This is a genomic window from Caballeronia concitans (assembly GCF_001544615.1).
In the GTDB taxonomy this organism is placed as follows: Bacteria; Pseudomonadota; Gammaproteobacteria; order Burkholderiales; family Burkholderiaceae; genus Caballeronia; species Caballeronia concitans.
This window is the reverse complement of record NZ_FCNV02000004.1, coordinates 271846-290675: the sequence shown is the minus strand read 5'-3', so window position 1 is coordinate 290675 and position 18830 is coordinate 271846. Positions and strand designations below refer to the sequence as shown.

The window sequence follows — 18830 nt, the reverse complement described above, 5'->3', positions numbered from 1 at the left end:
CCGTGAGGGTTACATCGTTTCCTTCGCGGCCAGCCGGAACTTGTGCAGGAGCGGTTCCGTGTAGCCGTTCGGCTGCGTGCGTCCTTCGAAGACGAGCGCGCAGGCGGCCTTGAACGCGTAGGAGCTATCGAACGCGGGCGCCATCGGGCGATAGTACGGATCGGCCTCGTTCTGCTGGTCGACGACCGCCGCCATGCGTTCGAGCGTCGATCGCACCTGCTCTTCCGTCACGATGCCATGCCGCAGCCAGTTCGCAATGTGCTGGCTCGAAATGCGCAGCGTCGCGCGATCTTCCATCAGGCCTACGTCGTGAATGTCCGGCACCTTCGAGCAGCCGACGCCCTGATCGATCCAGCGCACCACGTAACCCAGAATGCCCTGCGCGTTGTTCTCGATCTCGTCGCGGATATCGTCTTCCGACCACGTTGCCTTTTCGACGACGGGAATCGTCAGCAGTCCGTCGAGCAGCTCGTTTTTCACGCCTTCATAGTCGATGCTTTCCATCTCTTGCTGAACGCGCTGCACGTCGATCTGATGGTAGTGCAGCGCGTGCAGCGTCGCGGCGGTGGGCGAAGGCACCCACGCGGTATTCGCGCCGGCCTTCGGATGCGCGACCTTCTGTTCGAGCATCGCGTGCATGAGGTCCGGCATCGCCCACATGCCCTTGCCGATCTGCGCGCGGCCACGCAAGCCGGTGTTCAGGCCGACGAGCACGTTGTTGCGCTCGTACGCGCCGATCCACGCCGACGACTTCATGTCGCCCTTGCGCATCATCGGGCCGGCTTCCATCGACGAATGCATTTCGTCGCCGGTGCGGTCCAGGAAGCCCGTATTGATGAACGCGACGCGCGCCTTCGCTGCCGCGATGCACGCCTTCAGGTTCACGCTCGTGCGGCGCTCCTCGTCCATGATGCCCATCTTGATCGTGTGACGCGGCAGGCCGAACAGGTCTTCGACGCGCGTGAACAGCTCGTCCGAGAACGCGACTTCGGCAGGGCCGTGCATCTTCGGCTTGACGATATAGATGGAGCCGGTGCGCGAGTTGATCTTGTTCTTCAGATCGTGCAGCGCGCCGAGCGTCGTCATCACGGCATCGAGGATGCCTTCGGGAATTTCGTTGCCGTCGCGATCGGTCACGGCGGGGTTCGTCATCAGATGCCCGACGTTGCGGATGAACAGGAGCGACCGGCCATGCAGCTTGAGCGTGCCGCCGTCCGGCGCGGTGTATTCGCGGTCCGCGTTCAGGCTGCGCGTGAACGTCTTGCCATTCTTCGTGACCTGTTCCGACAATTGGCCCTGCATCAGGCCGAGCCAGTTGCGATAGAGCTGCGTCTTGTCGGCGGCATCGACGGCGGCGACCGAGTCTTCGCAATCGATGATGGTGCTCACCGCCGCTTCCATCAGCACGTCCTTGACGTGCGCGGCATCCGTCTTGCCGATGGAATGATTCGCGTCGATCTGAATCTCGAAGTGCAGGTCATTGTGCTTGAGCAGCACGGCACTGGGCGCGGCTGCATCGCCCTGAAAGCCGGCGAATTGTTCGGGATTGGCGAGGCTGCTCTTGCCGTCCTTCAGCGTGACGACGAGCTGGCCGCGCTCGACGCTGTACTTCGTGGCATCGGCGTGGGAGCCGTGCGCGAGGGGCGCGTTGTCGTCGAGGAACGCGCGCGCATACGCGATGACCTTCGCGCCGCGCTTCGGGTTGAATTCGGCGGTGCGTTCGGCGCCGTCGCTGTCGTCGATGGCGTCGGTGCCGTAGAGCGCATCGTAGAGACTGCCCCAGCGCGCGTTGGCCGCGTTGAGCGCATAGCGCAGATTCGAGAGCGGCACGACGAGCTGCGGCCCGGCCTGCTCGGCGATTTCGCGATCGACGTTGGCCGTGATCGCCTGCACTTGCGCGGGCGCGGGCACGATATAGCCGATGTCTTCCAGAAACTTGCGATACGCGCGCAGGTCGCGCACCGGGCCGGGGTTGCTGCGATGCCAGTTGTCGAGTTCGGTCTGAAGGCGGTCGCGCTCGGCGAGCAGCGCGCGGTTCTTCGGCGCGAGGTCGTGCACGATGGCATCGAATCCCTTCCAGAAGGATGCGGCATCGACGTTCGTGCCGGGAATGGCTTCTTCTTCGACGAACTTGGCGAGACTCGCGGCGACCTTGAGGCCGTGTTGTTGAATCATTTCGTTCATGGGCACTCCGGCTGATTGCTGCTACATAGGGATGGGGGCTGGGGAGTATGGTAGCGCGGAATGGGAGGGGAATTGCATCGCGTCGGCCTGCAAGCGGTGTGCCTGGGGACGGCGAACGGCAACTAGTCGCCGAGATGTTTCGCTTCGGCGGCGAGCGCTTCGAACTGGCTTTCCATGGCCGGCAGATCTTCCGCCACGGTCGTCCAGATGACGCTCATATCGACCTTGTGGTAGCCGTGAGCGATGGCATTGCGCATTTCGTAAGCGGCTGAGAAAGGGACGTCTCGATGCTTTGCGACGAAGTCAGGAAAATGCCGCCGGATGTTTTGCATGCGTCGCCGACGTTTTCCAGATTGCCAAGAACCGCGTCCTGAATTAATTCGTCCTCGAGGAAAGCCGCCTCGTCCATTCCTTGGGTGTAACGCGAGATACGCCGAATTGCGGTAAGGACGTGATCCAGGTACTCGAGCAAAGTCTGGATGTCACGACTCATACCGGAATGGCTCCGGCAATGATCACCTCACGCGTACGATCCGGAAGCGCGTTAGGCGTGAGGACGTCGACTGGGACGCCGAGTAACGTGCGCAGTTCGTGGCGGATTGCACCGATGTCCAGCATCGTGGTTCGTGGCGTCGGGTCGATCAGCAGATCGAGATCGCTGTCTTCCGTATCGTCGCCGCGGGCAACGGACCCGAACACACGCGCATTCGACGCACGATGCGCTTCCACGACGCGTCGAATATCGTCGCGATGAGCCTGGAGTGCGATGGAGGGTTTCATGGCGGAATGTGCAATTGCGTAGCGCGGACACCGATCGAGTCTAGCATAGCGCGCGAGCACGAAAATCCGGCCTTTCGCCTCGAAAGGCCGGACCCACGCACGCTCTTAATTCGCTAAGAGATCCTCGATCATCACCGGCAATTTCCTCACTCTAACGCCCGTCGCGTGATACACCGCGTCCGTGATCGCCGATGCAATCCCCGCCAGCCCGATCTCCGCGATTCCCCGCGCGCCGAGCTCGTTGAACACGGTATCGGGATGATCGAGGAACGTGACATCGAGCTTCGGCGTATCCGCATTCGTCGCGATGACGTAATCCGCGAGACTGCTGTTGACCGGCGCGCCGGAGCGCTCGTCGTAGGACGTATGTTCGAACAACGCCATGCCGACGCCCATCACCACCGCGCCTTCTATCTGATTGCGCGCCGCACGCGGATTCAGGATCTTGCCGCCGTCGATCACCGTCACGACGCGGCTCACGCGCAGCCGCGCCGTCGCCGGTTCCCACGTGACTTCCGCGAAATGCGCGCCGTAGGAGTGGATCGACCAGTCCTTCTTGAGCGGATCGTCGAAGCCGCCCTTCGCGCTCGCACTGCCCGACGCCGCGTGCATCCGCGCCGCTTCGAGAATGCGCGTGTAGGGCACGCCGCCCTCCGGCGATTCGCCCTTGCGATGCACCCGCCCGCCGCTGAACGCCAGCTCCTCGGCTTTCGCGCCCGCCAGCGGCGACCCTTCCGCCGCGCTCGCCCGCGACAACACGATGCCGATGGCCGCCCGCGTCGCATCCGAGACCGCCGGCACCACCGATGCCGTCGCCGCCGATCCGCCGGATATCGGCCCGATGGGCAACGCGGTATCGCCGAGGCCGACTTCGATCTTGTCGAGCGCGATGCCAGTCTGCTCCGCGACGAGCTGCGCGAGGATCGTGTACGTGCCCGTGCCGATGTCCTGCGTGCCGCACACGACGCGCGCCGTGCCGTCCGCGCGCAGGTCGACGATCGCTTCCGCCGAAAAGCGCAGCCCCGGCCAGCTGCACGCGCCGACGCCCCAGCCGAGCGTCAGGCCATCGCGTTTCATGGAGCCGACTTCGGGCGTGCGTCGCGACCAGCCGAACTTCTCCGCGCCGGTTTTCAGGCACTCGACCAGATGCCGCGACGAGAACGGCAAGCCGTTGCTTTCGTCGACGCCCGGCTCGTTGCGCAGCCGCAGTTCGACCGGATTCATCTTCAGCGCGAGCGCAAGCTCGTTCATCGCCGATTCCAGCGCGTAGAGGCCGGGCACCGCGCCGGGGCCGCGCATCGACGTGGGCGAACCGACGTTGCGCTTCACCGAGCCGCCTGTCACACGTAGATTGGCCGTGCTGTACATGTGCGGCGTGGCTTCGCCGCAATCTTCGGTGTATTCGTCGGCGAGCGCCGCATGGTTCAGGAAGTCGTGCTGCACGGACGTGAGCTTGCCGTCCTGCGTGGCGGCGAGGCGCACGCGCTGCTGCGTCACCGGCCGATGCCCCACGTTCTGGAACATCATCTTGCGGCTCAGCACGAGCTTCACCGGGCGGCCCGTCTGACGCGTCGCGGCGGCGGCGAGCAGCGAATGCGGCCACATCCACAGCTTGCTGCCGAAGCCGGAGCCGAGAAAGCGCGAAATCACGCGCACTTTCTCTTTCGGCACGCCGAGCATCTGCACGAGCGTGCCGCGATGATTCGCCACCGCCTGGCTCGTCTCGTAGAACGTGTAGTTGTCGCCGTCCCAATGCGCGACGGTCGCGTGCAGTTCGATCGGATTGTGCGTTTCCGTCGGCGTCACATAGGTCTCGTCGATCTTCACGGGCGCGCTGTCGAATGCGCCGGCCGGATCGCCGCGTTCGCTCTGGACTTTCGATTCCTGGTCGGGCGCGAGCGTCGCGCTGACGTCGTGCTTTGCGACCTCATAGCCGACCTTGATCGCAGCCGCCGCCGCGCTCGCGGCTTCGAACGTCTCCGCGACCACGCACGCGACGTACTGGCCGTAATAGCGGATCACGTCGTCCTCGAAGGGCGGACGCTGTTCGTCGACATAGCCGTCTTCGAACGAATTGGCCGGAATGCGATACAGCCGCCCCACGTTCCCGCGATGCAGGATGAGCTTGACGCCGGGCATGGCTTGCGCGGCGGCGAATTCGAGCGACGTGATCCTGCCGCTCGCAATGGTGCTGCCGACCGGCACCGCGTACAGCATGCCGGGCAAATCGACGTCGGATGTATACGTCGCGCGGCCGCAGACCTTCTGCGGCCCGTCGATGCGCGATTGAGGCCGTCCGATGAATCCGTTGGCGGACGGCTTGATGTCGGGCGCGGTGGACATGGATGCGTTCCTCGATTCGGTTCAGGATGCCTGCGTGGCGAGCGTGAGCGCATGCACGATGCAGCGCTTCGCCAGTTCCACCTTGAAGCCGTTTTCGCTTTGCGGCTTCGCGTCGGCGAGCGCGGCGTCGGCGGCGCGCCGGAACGCGGTTTCTTCGGGCGCGGCGTCTTGCAGTTCCTTCTCGGCTTCGCGCGATCGCCACGGCTTCGTCGCGACGCCGCCCAGCCCCACGCGAACATACGCGATGCGGCCGTCCTTCACGCCGACGACGATCGCCGCCGAAGCGAGCGCGAATTCATACGATGCGCGGTCGCGCAGCTTCAGATACACGGAACGCGCGCCAACGACCGGCGGCGGCAGCGTCACGTGCGTGACGAGATCGCCGGCTTCGAGCACGTGCTCGCGATCGGGCGTCGTGCCGGGCAGCAGATGGAAGTCGTCGAACGCGATCGCGCGCTTGCCGCTCGTGCCTTCCACGTGAATGGTCGCTTCGAGTGCGGCAAGCGCGACGTTCATGTCAGACGGATTGCTCGCGATGCACGCTTCGCTCGTGCCGAGAATCGCCATCATGCGATTCGCCCCGCCGATCGCGGAGCAGCCGCTTCCCGGCTCGCGCTTGTTGCACGGCGACGCGGTATCGCGGAAATAGACGCAACGCGTGCGCTGAAGCAGATTGCCCGCGGTCGTCGCCATGTTGCGCAACTGCACGGACGCGCCCGACAACAGCGCCTGCGAAAGCACCGCATAACGCTCGCGGATCAGCGGATGATGCGCGACATCCGAATTGCGCGACGTCGCGCCGATGCGCACGCCGCCGTCGTCCGTCGCCGCGATTTCGCCGAGCGGCAGCCGGTTGATATCGACGATACGCACGGGCCGCTCGACGTTGAGCTTCATCAGATCGACGAGCGTCGTGCCGCCCGCGAGAAAGCGCACTTCGGCGCCTTGCTGCGCGGTATGCGCGGATGCGCCGGCCTTGATCGCGTCGGGCAGATCGCGCGCGCGGGAAAGCTGAAACATGTCCATGGCGCGCTCCTTATTCTTTGCCGCGCACGGACTGGATCGCCGTGACGATGTTCTGATACGCGCCGCAGCGGCACAGATTGCCGCTCATCGCTTCGCGCACGTCGTCGTCGCTCGCGCCGATGGGTTCGTCGAGCAGCGCGACTGCGGACATCAACTGGCCGGCGGTGCAATAGCCGCACTGGAAGCCGTCGCATTCGACGAACGCCGCCTGCATCGGATGCAGCGCGTCCACTTCGCCGATGCCTTCTATCGTCGTGATCGCGTCGCCATCGTGCGCGGCGGCGAGGCACAGGCACGAGTTCACGCGACGGCCGTTCACATGCACGGTGCATGCGCCGCATTGCCCGTGATCGCAACCTTTCTTGGTGCCGGTGAGATGCACGTGCTCGCGCAGCGCATCGAGAAGCGTGGTGCGCGGATCGAGCGAGAGCGTGTGGCTTTGACCGTTGATTGTCAGCGTGACGCTGGCGTTCGCGTCGCCTGTCTTCGCGGCGGGCGGCGCGAGCACGTCGGCGGCAGCGTGCGCGTTGCCGTTTGCTTCTTGCGTGTCTGCGAGCCGGTTCGTTGTGGGTTTATCGGCGCGCGTGGGAGTCGATTGGGGAACGGGATGTTGCATCGAGCAATCTCCTTCAATGGCGCAACGCGCGGCGCGAGGCTGCGGATGCGGCGGGACTTAGAGAGGCGAAGATGCGATGAAGCGTTGACGCGTGGTGCGTTGGTGCGTTGAAGCGTGGCGTTGCGGCGATGACACTCAGCCAGTATAGGCAGACGTGGCCGATCTTTCACAGATGACGGCCAGGCGAATTCACGACGAAACGTTGGGGGCACGAAGCATGCCTGAGCATGGTAGCGTTGATGCCTTGCCTATTTCTCCACTGCAAAACATGAACGTTGCCGATGCCATCGCTTCGCGCCGCTCGATCCGCGCGTTCTTGCCCGATCCCGTCGAACGCGCGACGCTCGAAGCGATACTGGAAAGCGCATGCCGCGCGCCGTCGGGCAGCAACATCCAGCCGTGGAAAGTCCATGTGCTCACGGGCGATGCGAAAGAAGCGCTATCGCGCGCGATTCTCGACGTATTCAATAATCCCGCCGCCGACCGCGAGCACGAAGAAGAATTCGCGTATTACCCGCGCACGTGGACATCGCCTTTCATCGAACGAAGGCGCGCGCTCGGCATCGGGCTGTATTCGCTGCTCGGCCTCACGCGCGAGAACAAGGAAGGCATGCACGCGCAGATGGGCCGCAATTTCGCGTTCTTCGGCGCGCCCGTCGGCATCATCTTCACCACCGACCGCACGATGGAGCGCGGCTCGTGGCTCGACTACGGCATGTTCATCCAGAACGTCATGCTGATGGCGCGTTCCTTCGGGCTCGATACATGTCCGCAGGCGGCGTTCAATCGATATCACCGCATCATTGCCGAACAGTTGACGCTGCCGGAGCACGAGACCGTGGTATGCGGCATGAGCCTCGGATACGCGGACTGGTCGCAGCCGGAGAACCGGCTCGCAAGCGATCGCGAGCCGTTGAAGAACGTGGTGCGCTTTCTCGGCGATTGAGCGAATCGCAAGCCCTAGTGCGCGAACACGAGGCGCGCGACCAGCGAGAGCACGACGACGCCGGCCGTCGTGAAAACGGAGAGCGCGATCAGGACCAGCAGAAGGCGCAGGAGCATGGACATCGCGTCGATGAAAAAAAAGGGCCGCTTGCGCGGCCGGAAGGAGGGGTGGGTCGGTCAGGCTTCAGAGTACGGTCTCATTCTTAACCCGGCCTTAAGCGCTCAAAAACTTCTCGCACGCCACGCCGAAACAAAAAGCCGCGCCACCCGAAGGCGGCGCGGCTTTCAACGATGAAAACGCGATGACGCTCAGCGCAGCGCTTCGCTATAGCGGTCGCGCAGCGGAATGATGGTCAGAAGCGCGACGGCGCTGCCGAAGATCACGTAGTAGCAGATGGAAAGCGCATCGCCCGTGGTCATCGTCAGCCATTGCACGATGGCCGGCGCGAAACCGCCGAAGATCATCACTGCGATGTTGTAGCTGACCGAGATGCCCGTCGACCGAACGCTCGACGGCAACAGCTCCGAGATGAACGCCGGATAGCAGCCCTGATACATGCCGAGGTAGCTCATGAGCAGCGCCTGGCAGACGATCAGCATCGGCAGGCTCGGATGCGCGGTCAGCACCGCGAAGATCGGATACGCGGTCAGGAACGACAGCGCGAGCGCGGTCGCCATGATCTTCTTGCGGCCGATGCGATCCGACAGTCTGCCGAACACCGGGCAGCACACGAGATACACGAGCGCGCCGATCGTCGAGCTGATGAGGCCGTCGGTGAGCGCCATGTGCAGCACGCGCGTGGCATGCGTCGGCAAGTAGAGCAGGAAGATATACGTGCCGATGGTGCCGAACACCGTGAGGCCCAGGCCCGCGAGCACGGGCAGCCAGTGCTTGGTCGCGGTATCGCGGATGGGGCTCGACGTCAGTTCGTTCTTCTGCGCCTTTTCGACGAACACCGGCGATTCATCCAGCTTCGAGCGCAGATAGAGACCGACCGGCACGATCAGCAAGCCGAGCACGAACGGCACGCGCCATCCCCAGCTATTGAGGCTTTCCGGGCTCAGCGAACGCGTGAGCACCGCGCCGCAAAACGATCCCGCGAGGCTTGCCGCCGCCTGCGCGACCATCTGGTAGCTGCCGAAGTAGCCGCGCTTGTTGGCGGGCGCATACTCGACGAGAAACGCCGTTGCGCAGCCCACTTCGCCGCCGGCAGAGAAGCCCTGGATCAGGCGGCCGAGCAGCATCAGCAAGGGCGCGGCGACGCCGATGGCCGCATAAGTCGGCGCGAACGCGATGATCGCGATGCCGACCGCCATCAGCGAGATGGTGAGCGTGAGCGCCGATTTGCGTCCGACGCGATCCGCCACCGCGCCGAGCACGATGCCGCCGAGCGGCCGCGTGAGAAAGCCGACGCCGAACGTGGCCCACGTCGCGAGCAGTGAAATGGTGGGACTGGTGGCGGGAAAATACAGCTTGGAGATGATGACCGCGAAGAAGCCGTACACCATGAAGTCGAACCATTCGAGCGCATTGCCGATGGTCGAAACGACGATGGCGCGTCGGCCCGATAGATTGGACGCGGCGTTGTCGGCAGCGGCGTGCGATGCGGGTAGTACGGTGCTCATCGAAAAGACTCCGAGAGAGTGTGTTTTATCGCGCGTTCGTTTTCGCGCTTTCCGTTACGACAACATGCAAAGACTACGCCGGAATAAATTAAGAAAATATAGAATTTCTGAACTGACATTCAAGGAAACCTCAAGGAAACCTGAATACAACGTCGGGTAATCCCTAGGCACGTCATGAGCAATATTCGCTTTCTGCGCACCTTCATTGCCGTGGCGCGTTATGGCTCCTTCGCCGCCGCCGCCGAAAAGGTCGCGCTCACGCAGGCGGCGGTCAGCATGCAGATGCAATCGCTCGAAGACGACCTGAAGCGGCCGCTCTTCGATCGCGTCGGACGCACGAACCGGCTGACGAGTATCGGCAAGCAGGTGTTGCCGCAGGCGGAGCGCATCGTCGCGCTGTACGACAGCATGCGTCTCACCGGTCTCGACGACGAAATCGCCGGCTCGGTTTCCATCGGCGCCGTGGATTCCGCGATGGGCGCGCTCGCTTCCGTCGTTACCGAACTGAAAGGACAGTATCCGCGGCTCGATGTGCGGCTCTTCACGGGCAAGGCGCTCGCGCTCGCGCCGCAGGTCGAGGCAGGCGAGATCGACGCGGCGGTGATCGTCGAAATGGCGGGCAAGACGCCCGCGAGCCTCAACTGGACGCCGCTTTATTCGGAGCCGCTCGTGGCCGTCGGCTCGTCGGGACGCGCGTATGCGAATGCCGCCGACATGCTCGCGAGCGGCCCCTTTCTGCGCTTCGATCGTGCGCAGCGCACCGGCGCGCTGATCGATCGCGCGTTGCGCCATAACCGCCTCACCGTCAGCGAGTTCCTCGAACTCAATTCGCTCGAAGTCATCGTGGAACTGGTGCGGCAGGGCGCGGGGGTCTCCGTCGTGCCGCTGCTCGAATACGGGTCGTGGGCGAGCGATCCGGCGCTCGTCGTGATGCCGCTCGCGAAGAACACGCCGCGACGCGTCGTCGGCATGCTGGAGCGCAAGATCCACGATCGTCACGCGGTCATGCGCGTGGTGCAGGAAAGCATTCGCGCGCGTTCGCGAGCCGCCGACGTCGCGCGCGATGCATGAGGTTTCCTTAAGTCACGGACAAGAAATATCAGCTTTCGCTGTGAATTACGGCCATCGACAATGCTTCAACGTCAGGCCCGTCACTCATCCACCAAGAGGAAAGCATGCCGATCATTCCCGAGATCGCCCAGTCGCAAGACGAACTCAAAGCCATTCGCCGCGATATTCACGCGCATCCCGAACTCTGCTACGAAGAAGCGCGCACCGCCGAACTCGTCGCGAGGAAGCTGGAGAGCTGGGATATCGAGGTAACGTGCGGACTCGGGAAAACGGGCGTCGTCGGCGTGTTGAAGAAAGGCACGAGCAAGCGCGCCATCGGCTTGCGCGCGGACATGGACGCGTTGCCGATTCCCGAATCGAACACGTTCGCGCATGCATCGAAGCACGAGAACAAGATGCACGCGTGCGGCCACGACGGCCATACCGCGATGCTCCTCGGCGCCGCGCAATATCTTTCGAAGCATCGCGATTTCGACGGCACCGTCGTGTTCATCTTCCAGCCGGCAGAAGAGGGCGGCGGCGGCGCGAAAGCCATGATCGAAGATGGCCTCTTTCAGCGCTTTCCCGTCGATGCCGTCTTCGCGCTGCATAACTGGCCGGGCATGCCCGCGGGCAACATGGGCGCGCGCGTCGGTGCGACGCAGGCATCGAGCAACGAGTTCGAGATTCATATCGAAGGCATCGGCTCGCATGCCGCGATTCCGCACGATGGCGTCGATCCCGTCTTCACCGCGCTGCAGATCGGCACGGGCTTGCAGAGCATCATGACGCGCAACAAGCGGCCTATCGATGCCGCCGTGCTGTCCATCACGAAGATGCAGGCGGGCCACGCGGTCAACGCCATTCCGACGACCGCGACGCTCGCGGGCACCGTCCGCACGTTTTCCGTCGATGTGCTCGATCTCATCGAGACCCGCATGAAGGAGATCGTCGCGGCGACGGCGGCGGCGTATCGATGCAAGGCCGAAGTGAAGTTCGTGCGCAACTATCCGCCGACCGTGAACACGCACGATGACACGCAGTTCGCGCTCGGCGTGATGCAGGAAGTCGCGGGCGTCGATCATGTGAACACGAACGTCGATCCGACCATGGGCGCGGAAGACTTCTCCTTCATGCTGCTCGAACGTCCCGGCTGCTATGGATACATCGGCAATGGCGAAGGCGCGCATCGCGATCATGGTCATGGCCTCGGGCCGTGCATGCTCCACAACAGCAGCTACGACTTCAACGACAACGTGCTGACGCTCGGATCGACGTACTGGGTCAAGCTCGTCGAGAAGTTTCTCTCGCGTGCGTGAGCGACGAACATGACGACGTACTTCTCTTCCTCATACCTCGATGCACGCCAGCGTTTCATCGATGCCGCCGCCCTGTGCCAGCTCGCTGTCGACACGCGCGTGCTGCCTGACATAAGCGGACTCGAAGGCGAAACGCTCGCGACGGATATCGTGCGCATGGGGCCGGCCGATGCGAAGCGCATGCTCGTGCTGACATCGGCGACGCATGGTGTCGAGGGCTTTTGCGGCTCGGGCGCGCAGATCGCGCTGCTTCACGACGACGCGTTGCCCGCGCTGCTCGACAAGCTCGGCGTCGCGCTCCTGCTCGTGCATGCGATCAACCCGTATGGCTTTTCGTACCTGAGCCGCACGACAGAGGGCAACGTCGATCTGAATCGCAACAGCGTGGATTTCGACGCGCCCTTGCGGCAGAACGCGGGCTATGCGGAACTGCACGGCTTGCTGATACCGGAGACATGGCCGCCCGATGAAGCGAACGTCGCCGCGATCCGCGACTATATCGATACGCGCGGCCAGTGGGCGTATCAGGAAGCGGTGACGACGGGCCAGTACACGCACGCCGAAGGCATGTTCTACGGCGGCAGCGAAACGGCATGGAGCACGCGCACGATGCGCGAGATTCTCGCCGACTACGGCGAGCATTGCGCGGCCATCGGCTGGATCGATTTTCATACGGGACTCGGGCCGAGCGGCTTCGGCGCGAAGATCAACGTCGGCGATCTCGCGCGTGCAAGGCGATGGTGGGGCGCGGACGTGACGAGCCCGCTCGACGGCACGTCCATCGCGGCGGATGTCGCCGGGCCGCTGCTCGATGTGCTGTCGCAGACGTGCCCGCATGCGTCGAACGCGGCGATCGCGATCGAATACGGCACCGTGCCGCTCACCGACATGCTCGACATGCTTCGCGCCGATGTGTGGCTGCGCCATCACGCCGACGCGCCCGACGCGTTGAAGGCCGGCATCCGCCGACAGATTCGCGCGGCGTTCTATATCGACGACGACACATGGCGCGGCATGATTCTGGGCCAGGCGCGCGCGGCGGTGCTCCAGGCGGTCTACGGCTTGTCGCGCGAGGGCTAACGCAGTTCGAGCCACATCGGCTGATGGTCCGATGACCGGCTCTTCTGATCGGCCTCGCATCCGACGATGCGCGGCTTCAGATCGTCGGTGACGAAGATGAAGTCGCACGCGAACGGACCGTCGGCCCACTGCTCGTGATCGTAGAGGCCGACGGTCGCGGCGCGCGGCTCGTCCGGATGCGCGCAGGTCCATGCATCGACGAAGGATGGCGCATCGGCGATGGGTTCGAGCATCGCGCGATACGCGGAGCCTTCGAACGCGCTATTGAAGTCGCCGCAGATGATGGCGGACATGGGCCGCGCGGTGTCCGCGAACGGACTCGCCGGATTCTCGGGCTTCGACGGCCTGCGCGCATGCGCGCACGCTTCGCTGTGCAACTCGCGCAGCCGCGCCACTTGCGCGAGACGCTGCATCTCCGAATAAAACTCCAGATGCGTGCTGATGATGCGCACCGGGCCGACATCCGTTTCGATGACCGCTTCGAGCGCGATACGCAGCATCGACGGCTTCGCGGGATCGGCGGGCCACGGCAGCGAATGGCGCAGCACTTGCCGCACGGGCAGACGGCTGACGATGGCGTTGCCGAACTGCCGGCGCGCGAGGCCTGCGCCCATCGGCGGAAGATCGGACCCGATGCCTTCGATGACGGTCGCGCCCGGAATCAGCGCGGCCAGCTCGGCGAACTGATCGGCGCTCGGGCGGCCCGCGAGCCCGCCCGCTTCCTCGCTTTCATGAAAGCCGCGCGTGACTTCCTGCAGACAGAGCACGTCGAAGTCGTGCAGCGCCTTGGCCTCGCTCACGATGCGCGGCAGATCGACGCGGCCATCCACGCCGCGTCCCCATTGGATATTCCAGTCGACGAGTCGCATGTTCGTGATCCTCGGGTCGGTTCGTGCGCGAGTCCGTCTTGCGAAAGTCAGTATTTCTGACTGTCTCGAAAAAGCGCGGCCTACAATCCGCGCTATCGAAACACATCATGAATGCACCATGAAAACGAGCACGAAACTGTGGTTGAGCGGGATTTCATCGATGTCGTTCTGCATCGCCTGTCAGGCGCAGCCTGTGCCGCAGACTGGGCCGGCGCCGTCGCTCACGCGCGAGCAGCAGGCGGGCCTCGACAAGCAGGATCAGGATATCGCGGAAATGGCGGCGACGATCGTGAAGCTGATCGATCAGAACGAGGCGGGCGATGTGTGGGATGCGTCGTCCGACGTGGCGAAGCGGGTCATCGCGCGCGAGGACTTCGTGAGCAAGGTTTCGCGGGATCGCGCGACGCTCGGCACGCCGGGCATGCGCATGCCGATGGGCGTGAAGCATCTGCACTTCGACGGCACGGGCAACATGCCCGCGGGATGGTTCATGAGCGTCACATTCGATACGCAGTTCAGCCAGCCGCAACGGCCGTCGCGCGAAGTCGTGACGTTCATTCTCGATGCGGACAGAAGCTGGCGATTCGTGGGGTATTCGGTGCGTTGAGGCGCACCGCTCCTACATATTCGTCCACGACGCACACCATCCCTTCGCCGCCACGTCCTTCCCACTGAATAGCGTGCATCCGCCCCAGGCATCGGTGGATTTGCCCTGAAACAGCGAGCAATTCGCGCACGTCTGATCCGCCGCGAAGTTCGGGTACTTCGCCTTGTCCACTTTCGCGGCGTCTTCCTTATAGCCGACGGCCACAGCCGCCGGATCGGCTTCGCTCAAATGCGGGGCCGCGTTCGCGCGCGCGAGCCATAGCGACGCGCCCGCGCCCATCGTCAGCACCATGAAACTGCGGCGGGAATGGTTCATATCGTGGAGTGGTCCGGTTGTCGTTCTCTTGCGCTAACGGAACGATACGCCGACTCGCGCATCGATGCATGCACGAGCGTGCCGCTTGCCTTCCGCTTGCGTCCTTTTTGTCCGGCCATCTGTTTTGTTTATCGGAAAGAATGGCGCGCGACGCGCCGTCCCCGCCCGCCAAGCCGCCACCGGCAACGATCCATCATTCCGCATGCCGTCGCACTCGCATCGCCTCATGGTTTACGCGCAGTTCCGCGCATGCGGCGCACGCCGTATCGTCCGCTCAAGTTTTCGCAACGAACCGGGCCGCGTGCAGTCGACGAGCGCCTCATCGCCCGGCATCTCACGGAGCATCTGAACATGGCCCGCATCATCGGCGGCATTGCCGCCTCGCACACGCCGACCATCGGTTTCGCATTCGACAAGAACAAGCGCGACGATCCCGTATGGGCGCCGATCTTCAAGAACTTCGCGCCGCTCGCGGACTGGATCGAAGAGAAGCGTCCCGATGTGATCGTGACCATCTACAACGATCACGTCACGTCGTTCTTCTTCGACCATTACTCGGCGTTCGCGCTGGGCGTCGGTCCCGAATGGCATGTCGCCGATGAAGGCGGCGGCGCGCGCGATCTTCCGCCGATCAAGGGCCATCCGGCACTCGCCGCGCACATCGGCAAGTCGCTCGTCACGGACGAGTTCGACATGTCGTTCTTCCAGAACAAGCCGCTCGATCACGGCTGCTTCTCGCCGCTTTCGATGCTGTGCCCGCACACACCCGAGTGGCCCGTCAGCATCGTGCCGCTGCAAATGGGCGTGCTGCAATTGCCGATGCCGAGCGCGCGCCGCTTCTACAAGCTCGGCCGTGCGCTGCGTCGCGCCATCGAAAGCTACCCGGAAGACATCAAGGTCGCGATTCTCGCCACGGGCGGCCTCTCGCATCAGGTGCACGGCGAGCGCGCCGGCTTCAACAATACCGAATGGGACGCGCGTTTTCTCGATCTCTTCGAGCGCGATCCCGAGCAGCTCGCGGACATGACGCTCGCGGAATATGCGGAGTTGGGCGGCTATGAAGGCGCTGAGGTGATCATGTGGCTCACGATGCGCGGCGCGTTGTCGTCGAATGTCGTGTGCAAGCATCGCAGCTACTACCTGCCTTCGATGGCCGGCATCGCGACCGCCATCTACGAAGGCGAAGACAGCGAGACGAAGCCCGCGATCATCGAGCGACATCGTCAGCGCATGGCGGAACAACTCACGGATGTCGAGAAGCTGCAAGGCACGTATCCGTTCGATATCGAAACGGCGGTGCGCGCGTATCGCATCAACGATTATCTGCATCGCATGATCGAGCCCGCGCATCGCGAAGCCTTTCAGAAGGACGCCGACGAAAGTTTCGAAGCGGCGGGCTTGAGCGAAGAAGAGCGCGACATGATCCGCCGACGTGACTGGCGCGCGCTGCTGCATTACGGCGTCATCTTCTTCATGCTCGAGAAGCTCGGCGCGGTGACGGGCGTATCGAACCTGCATATCTATGCCGCCATGCGCGGTGAAACGCTCGATGCATTCCAGCGGACCCGCAACGCACCCGGCGCGCTGTATTCGGTCGCGGGCAAGGGCGCGGGCAAGCTCGACTGGGACAAGGCGGAGAAGGGCAAGGAATAAAACATACATACAGGGACGGAGACACACATGACTAGCGGTAGAACCATCGACATCAAGAGCTTTATCGACGAGCGGCCCATCTCCGCCTACCAGTGGCTGCTGGTGGCGCTGTGCTTTCTCGTCGTCACCGCCGACGGCATGGACGTGGCCATCATGGGCTTCATCGCGCCTTCGATCATCGCGGACTGGCATATCTCGCGGCCCGCGTTCGGTCTCGTGATGAGCGCGGCGCCCATCGGTCTCGTGATCGGCGCATTGGCGGCGGGACCGGCATCGGATCGCATAGGACGCAAGGGCGTGCTGATCGCATCGGTGTTCCTGTTCGGCGTGTTCACCATCGCGACCGCGTTCACCACGTCGCCGATGAGCATGGCGATATTGCGCGTGCTGACCGGCATCGGCCTCGGCGCGGCGATGCCCAACACGACGACGCTGCTCTCCGAGTACGCACCGCAACGCAAGCGCGCGCTGCTCATCACAATCATGTTCACGGGCTTCAATCTCGGTTCCGCGCTGATCGGCTTCGTCGCGGGATGGCTGATTCCGGTGCATGGCTGGCGCTCGGTGCTCATCTTCGGCGGCGCGTTGCCGCTCGCGTTGATCCCGCTGCAACTCTGGTTGCTGCCCGAGTCGGCGCGTCTGCTTGCGGTGCGCGGCGCGACGCAGGAACGGATTCGCAAGGTGCTCGGACGCGTATGCGGCGCGCGCTTCAATGGCGATGAAATCTTCGTCTCGAACGAGCCGCCGCTGCCGACGAAGAAGCCCATCGGCGTGCTGTTCTCGCATGGCTACGGCGTGCTGACGGCGGCGCTCTGGGTCACGTATTTCATGGGCCTGCTCGTGATCTATCTGCTGACCGGCTGGCTGCCGACCTTGATGAAGGACGCGGGCCTCACCGTGTCCGCAGCGGCCAATATCACGGCGATGTTCCAGATCGGCGGGACGATCGGCGCGATTGTGGTCGGCTGGATCATGGACCGCGTGCGGCCTGCGCCCGTCATCAGCGCGGCATATCTCGGCGGCGCGCTGTGCGTGCTCGGGCTGGCGTGGATCGGCGCGCTGTCGTCGTCGCTTGCGCTGCTCGTGTTCGCCGCGGGCTTCTGCATGAGCGGCGCACAGACCGGACTCAACGCGTTCGCACCGAACCGCTATCCGACGGTCGCGCGTGCAACCGGCGTGAGCTGGATGCTCGGCATGGGCCGCTTCGGCAGCATCTTCGGTTCGGCGTTCGGCGGCGCGCTGCTCGGCCTCGGCTGGCAGTTCGGCGCGATCCTCGCGATGCTCGCCGTGCCCGCGACGCTCGCAGCCATTGCCATTCTCGTCGCACAACGCGGCCGCGCGGGCGAAACCGCGCCGCAGACGACCGTCGCACATTAGTACGGAGTTCGAATGATCATCGACATACACGGCCACTACACCACCGCGCCCAAGGCGCTGGAAGCGTGGCGCAACCGGCAGATCGCTGGCATCAAGAATCCATCGGAGATGCCGCGCGTATCGGAACTCAGCATTGGCGACGACGAACTGCGCGAGTCCATCGAAAGCAATCAGTTGCGGCTGATGCGCGAGCGCGGTCTCGACCTCACCCTTTTCAGCCCGCGTGCGAGCTTCATGGCGCATCACATCGGGGACTTTGAAGTGTCGAGCACGTGGGCCGCGATATGCAACGAGCTGTGCTATCGCGTGAGCCAGTTGTTTCCCGATCACTTCATTCCGGCGGCGATGCTGCCGCAAACTCCCGGCGTCGATGTATCGACGTGCATTCCCGAACTCGTGAAGTGCGTGGAGCAATACGGCAATGTCGCGGTCAATCTGAACCCGGACCCTTCGGGCGGACACTGGACGAGCCCGCCGCTCTCGGACCGCTACTGGTATCCGATCTACGAGAAGATGGTCGAGTACGACATCCCCGCGATGATCCACGTCAGCACGAGCTGCAACGCGTGCTTTCATACGACGGGCGCGCATTATCTGAACGCCGACACCACCGCGTTCATGCAATGCCTCACGTCCGATCTGTTCCGCGATTTCCCCACGTTGCGTTTCGTGATTCCGCATGGCGGCGGCGCGGTGCCGTATCACTGGGGACGCTTTCGCGGTCTCGCGCAAGAACTCAAAAAGCCGTTGCTGAAGGATCATTTGCTCAACAACGTGTTTTTCGACACCTGCGTCTATCATCAGCCGGGCATCGACTTGCTCACGCGCGTGATTCCCGTCGACAACATTCTGTTCGCGAGCGAGATGATCGGTGCGGTGCGTGGCATCGATCCTGAAACGGGACATTATTTCGACGACACGAAGCGCTATATCGAAGCTGCATCGATGCAGCCGGAAGCGCGCTACAAGATCTACGAAGGCAACGCACGCCGCGTGTATCCGCGGCTCGATGTGGCGCTCAAGGCAAAGGGACGGTGACC

19 protein-coding genes are annotated in these 18830 nt (G+C 63.7%); 9 read left to right on the top strand and 10 right to left on the bottom strand.

All coding sequences use genetic code 11. The annotated features are described in order from the left end of the window. Positions 1-9 precede the first annotated feature (9 nt). From AWB72_RS13610 to AWB72_RS13585, 7 genes are all read right to left on the bottom strand, one after another. Positions 10-2184 carry a malate synthase G gene (locus tag AWB72_RS13610; RefSeq protein WP_040052567.1) on the bottom strand — a complete coding sequence of 725 codons (2175 nt, stop codon included), beginning with the start codon at positions 2182-2184 and terminating at the stop codon, positions 10-12. Between the two features lie 122 nt (positions 2185-2306). Further along, complete coding sequence (locus AWB72_RS29675; RefSeq protein ID WP_280174568.1) at positions 2307-2441, bottom strand: HepT-like ribonuclease domain-containing protein; 135 nt, start codon at positions 2439-2441, stop codon at positions 2307-2309. Then, positions 2399-2593, bottom strand: coding sequence for a ribonuclease HepT family protein (locus tag AWB72_RS13605; protein WP_280174569.1), 195 nt, complete (start codon positions 2591-2593; stop codon positions 2399-2401). The genes AWB72_RS29675 and AWB72_RS13605 overlap by 43 nt, the downstream gene beginning before the upstream one ends. 80 nt (positions 2594-2673) lie before the next feature. Next, positions 2674-2964, bottom strand: a complete 291-nt coding sequence (locus tag AWB72_RS13600; protein ID WP_040052566.1) for a nucleotidyltransferase family protein — start codon at positions 2962-2964, stop codon at positions 2674-2676. 105 nt (positions 2965-3069) lie between these two features. Then, positions 3070-5307 (bottom strand): xanthine dehydrogenase family protein molybdopterin-binding subunit, encoded by a 2238-nt coding sequence (locus AWB72_RS13595; protein WP_052450073.1) that lies wholly within the window; start codon positions 5305-5307, stop codon positions 3070-3072. 21 nt (positions 5308-5328) lie between these two features. After that, a complete protein-coding gene (locus AWB72_RS13590; protein ID WP_040052565.1) occupies positions 5329-6333 on the bottom strand; it encodes an FAD binding domain-containing protein in 1005 nt (334 codons plus the stop codon). 10 nt (positions 6334-6343) lie between these two features. After that, a complete protein-coding gene (locus tag AWB72_RS13585; protein WP_084593083.1) occupies positions 6344-6949 on the bottom strand; it encodes a (2Fe-2S)-binding protein in 606 nt (201 codons plus the stop codon). 268 nt (positions 6950-7217) lie between these two features. On the opposite strand from AWB72_RS13585, the gene AWB72_RS13580 reads away from it, so the two are divergent. Both AWB72_RS13580 and AWB72_RS28560 read left to right on the top strand, forming a co-directional pair. Then, positions 7218-7895 (top strand): nitroreductase, encoded by a 678-nt coding sequence (locus tag AWB72_RS13580; protein ID WP_040052564.1) that lies wholly within the window; start codon positions 7218-7220, stop codon positions 7893-7895. 114 nt (positions 7896-8009) lie between these two features. Beyond that, positions 8010-8189 (top strand): hypothetical protein, encoded by a 180-nt coding sequence (locus AWB72_RS28560; RefSeq protein ID WP_143754629.1) that lies wholly within the window; start codon positions 8010-8012, stop codon positions 8187-8189. A 14-nt stretch (positions 8190-8203) separates the two neighbouring features. Here AWB72_RS28560 and AWB72_RS13575 read toward each other — a convergent pair whose 3' ends face one another. Continuing rightward, positions 8204-9520: an MFS transporter gene (locus AWB72_RS13575; protein WP_040052563.1), complete on the bottom strand. Its 1317-nt coding sequence runs from the start codon at positions 9518-9520 to the stop codon at positions 8204-8206. A 174-nt stretch (positions 9521-9694) separates the two neighbouring features. Between AWB72_RS13575 and AWB72_RS13570 the strand changes: the two genes are divergently transcribed. The 3 genes from AWB72_RS13570 to AWB72_RS13560 all read left to right on the top strand — a co-directional run bounded on the left by AWB72_RS13570 (position 9695) and on the right by AWB72_RS13560 (position 12969). Beyond that, the gene (locus AWB72_RS13570) at positions 9695-10591 is read left to right on the top strand and encodes a LysR substrate-binding domain-containing protein (protein ID WP_040052562.1); all 897 of its coding nucleotides are present in this window, start codon (positions 9695-9697) and stop codon (positions 10589-10591) included. 104 nt (positions 10592-10695) lie between these two features. After that, a complete protein-coding gene (locus tag AWB72_RS13565; RefSeq protein ID WP_040052561.1) occupies positions 10696-11889 on the top strand; it encodes a M20 aminoacylase family protein in 1194 nt (397 codons plus the stop codon). A 9-nt stretch (positions 11890-11898) separates the two neighbouring features. Continuing rightward, positions 11899-12969, top strand: a complete 1071-nt coding sequence (locus AWB72_RS13560; protein ID WP_040052560.1) for a M14 family metallopeptidase — start codon at positions 11899-11901, stop codon at positions 12967-12969. On the opposite strand, the gene AWB72_RS13555 is transcribed toward AWB72_RS13560, so the two are convergent. Then, complete coding sequence (locus AWB72_RS13555; RefSeq protein WP_040052559.1) at positions 12966-13838, bottom strand: endonuclease/exonuclease/phosphatase family protein; 873 nt, start codon at positions 13836-13838, stop codon at positions 12966-12968. The two genes, AWB72_RS13560 and AWB72_RS13555, sit on opposite strands and share 4 nt — an antisense overlap. Positions 13839-13956: 118 nt before the next feature. Between AWB72_RS13555 and AWB72_RS13550 the strand changes: the two genes are divergently transcribed. Next, a complete protein-coding gene (locus AWB72_RS13550) occupies positions 13957-14445 on the top strand; it encodes a DUF4019 domain-containing protein (RefSeq protein ID WP_040052558.1) in 489 nt (162 codons plus the stop codon). 12 nt (positions 14446-14457) lie between these two features. On the opposite strand, the gene AWB72_RS13545 is transcribed toward AWB72_RS13550, so the two are convergent. Next, the gene (locus AWB72_RS13545) at positions 14458-14760 is read right to left on the bottom strand and encodes a high-potential iron-sulfur protein (protein WP_040052557.1); all 303 of its coding nucleotides are present in this window, start codon (positions 14758-14760) and stop codon (positions 14458-14460) included. Between the two features lie 351 nt (positions 14761-15111). Here AWB72_RS13545 and AWB72_RS13540 point away from each other — a divergent pair, with 351 nt between their 5' ends. The 3 genes from AWB72_RS13540 to AWB72_RS13530 are packed head-to-tail and all read left to right on the top strand — an operon-like array spanning position 15112 to position 18828. Beyond that, the gene (locus tag AWB72_RS13540) at positions 15112-16413 is read left to right on the top strand and encodes a gallate dioxygenase (protein WP_040052706.1); all 1302 of its coding nucleotides are present in this window, start codon (positions 15112-15114) and stop codon (positions 16411-16413) included. A gap of 27 nt (positions 16414-16440) precedes the next feature. Continuing rightward, the gene (locus AWB72_RS13535; protein WP_040052556.1) at positions 16441-17790 is read left to right on the top strand and encodes an MFS transporter; all 1350 of its coding nucleotides are present in this window, start codon (positions 16441-16443) and stop codon (positions 17788-17790) included. A 12-nt stretch (positions 17791-17802) separates the two neighbouring features. Beyond that, positions 17803-18828, top strand: a complete 1026-nt coding sequence (locus AWB72_RS13530) for an amidohydrolase family protein (protein WP_040052555.1) — start codon at positions 17803-17805, stop codon at positions 18826-18828. Positions 18829-18830: the final 2 nt, after the last annotated feature.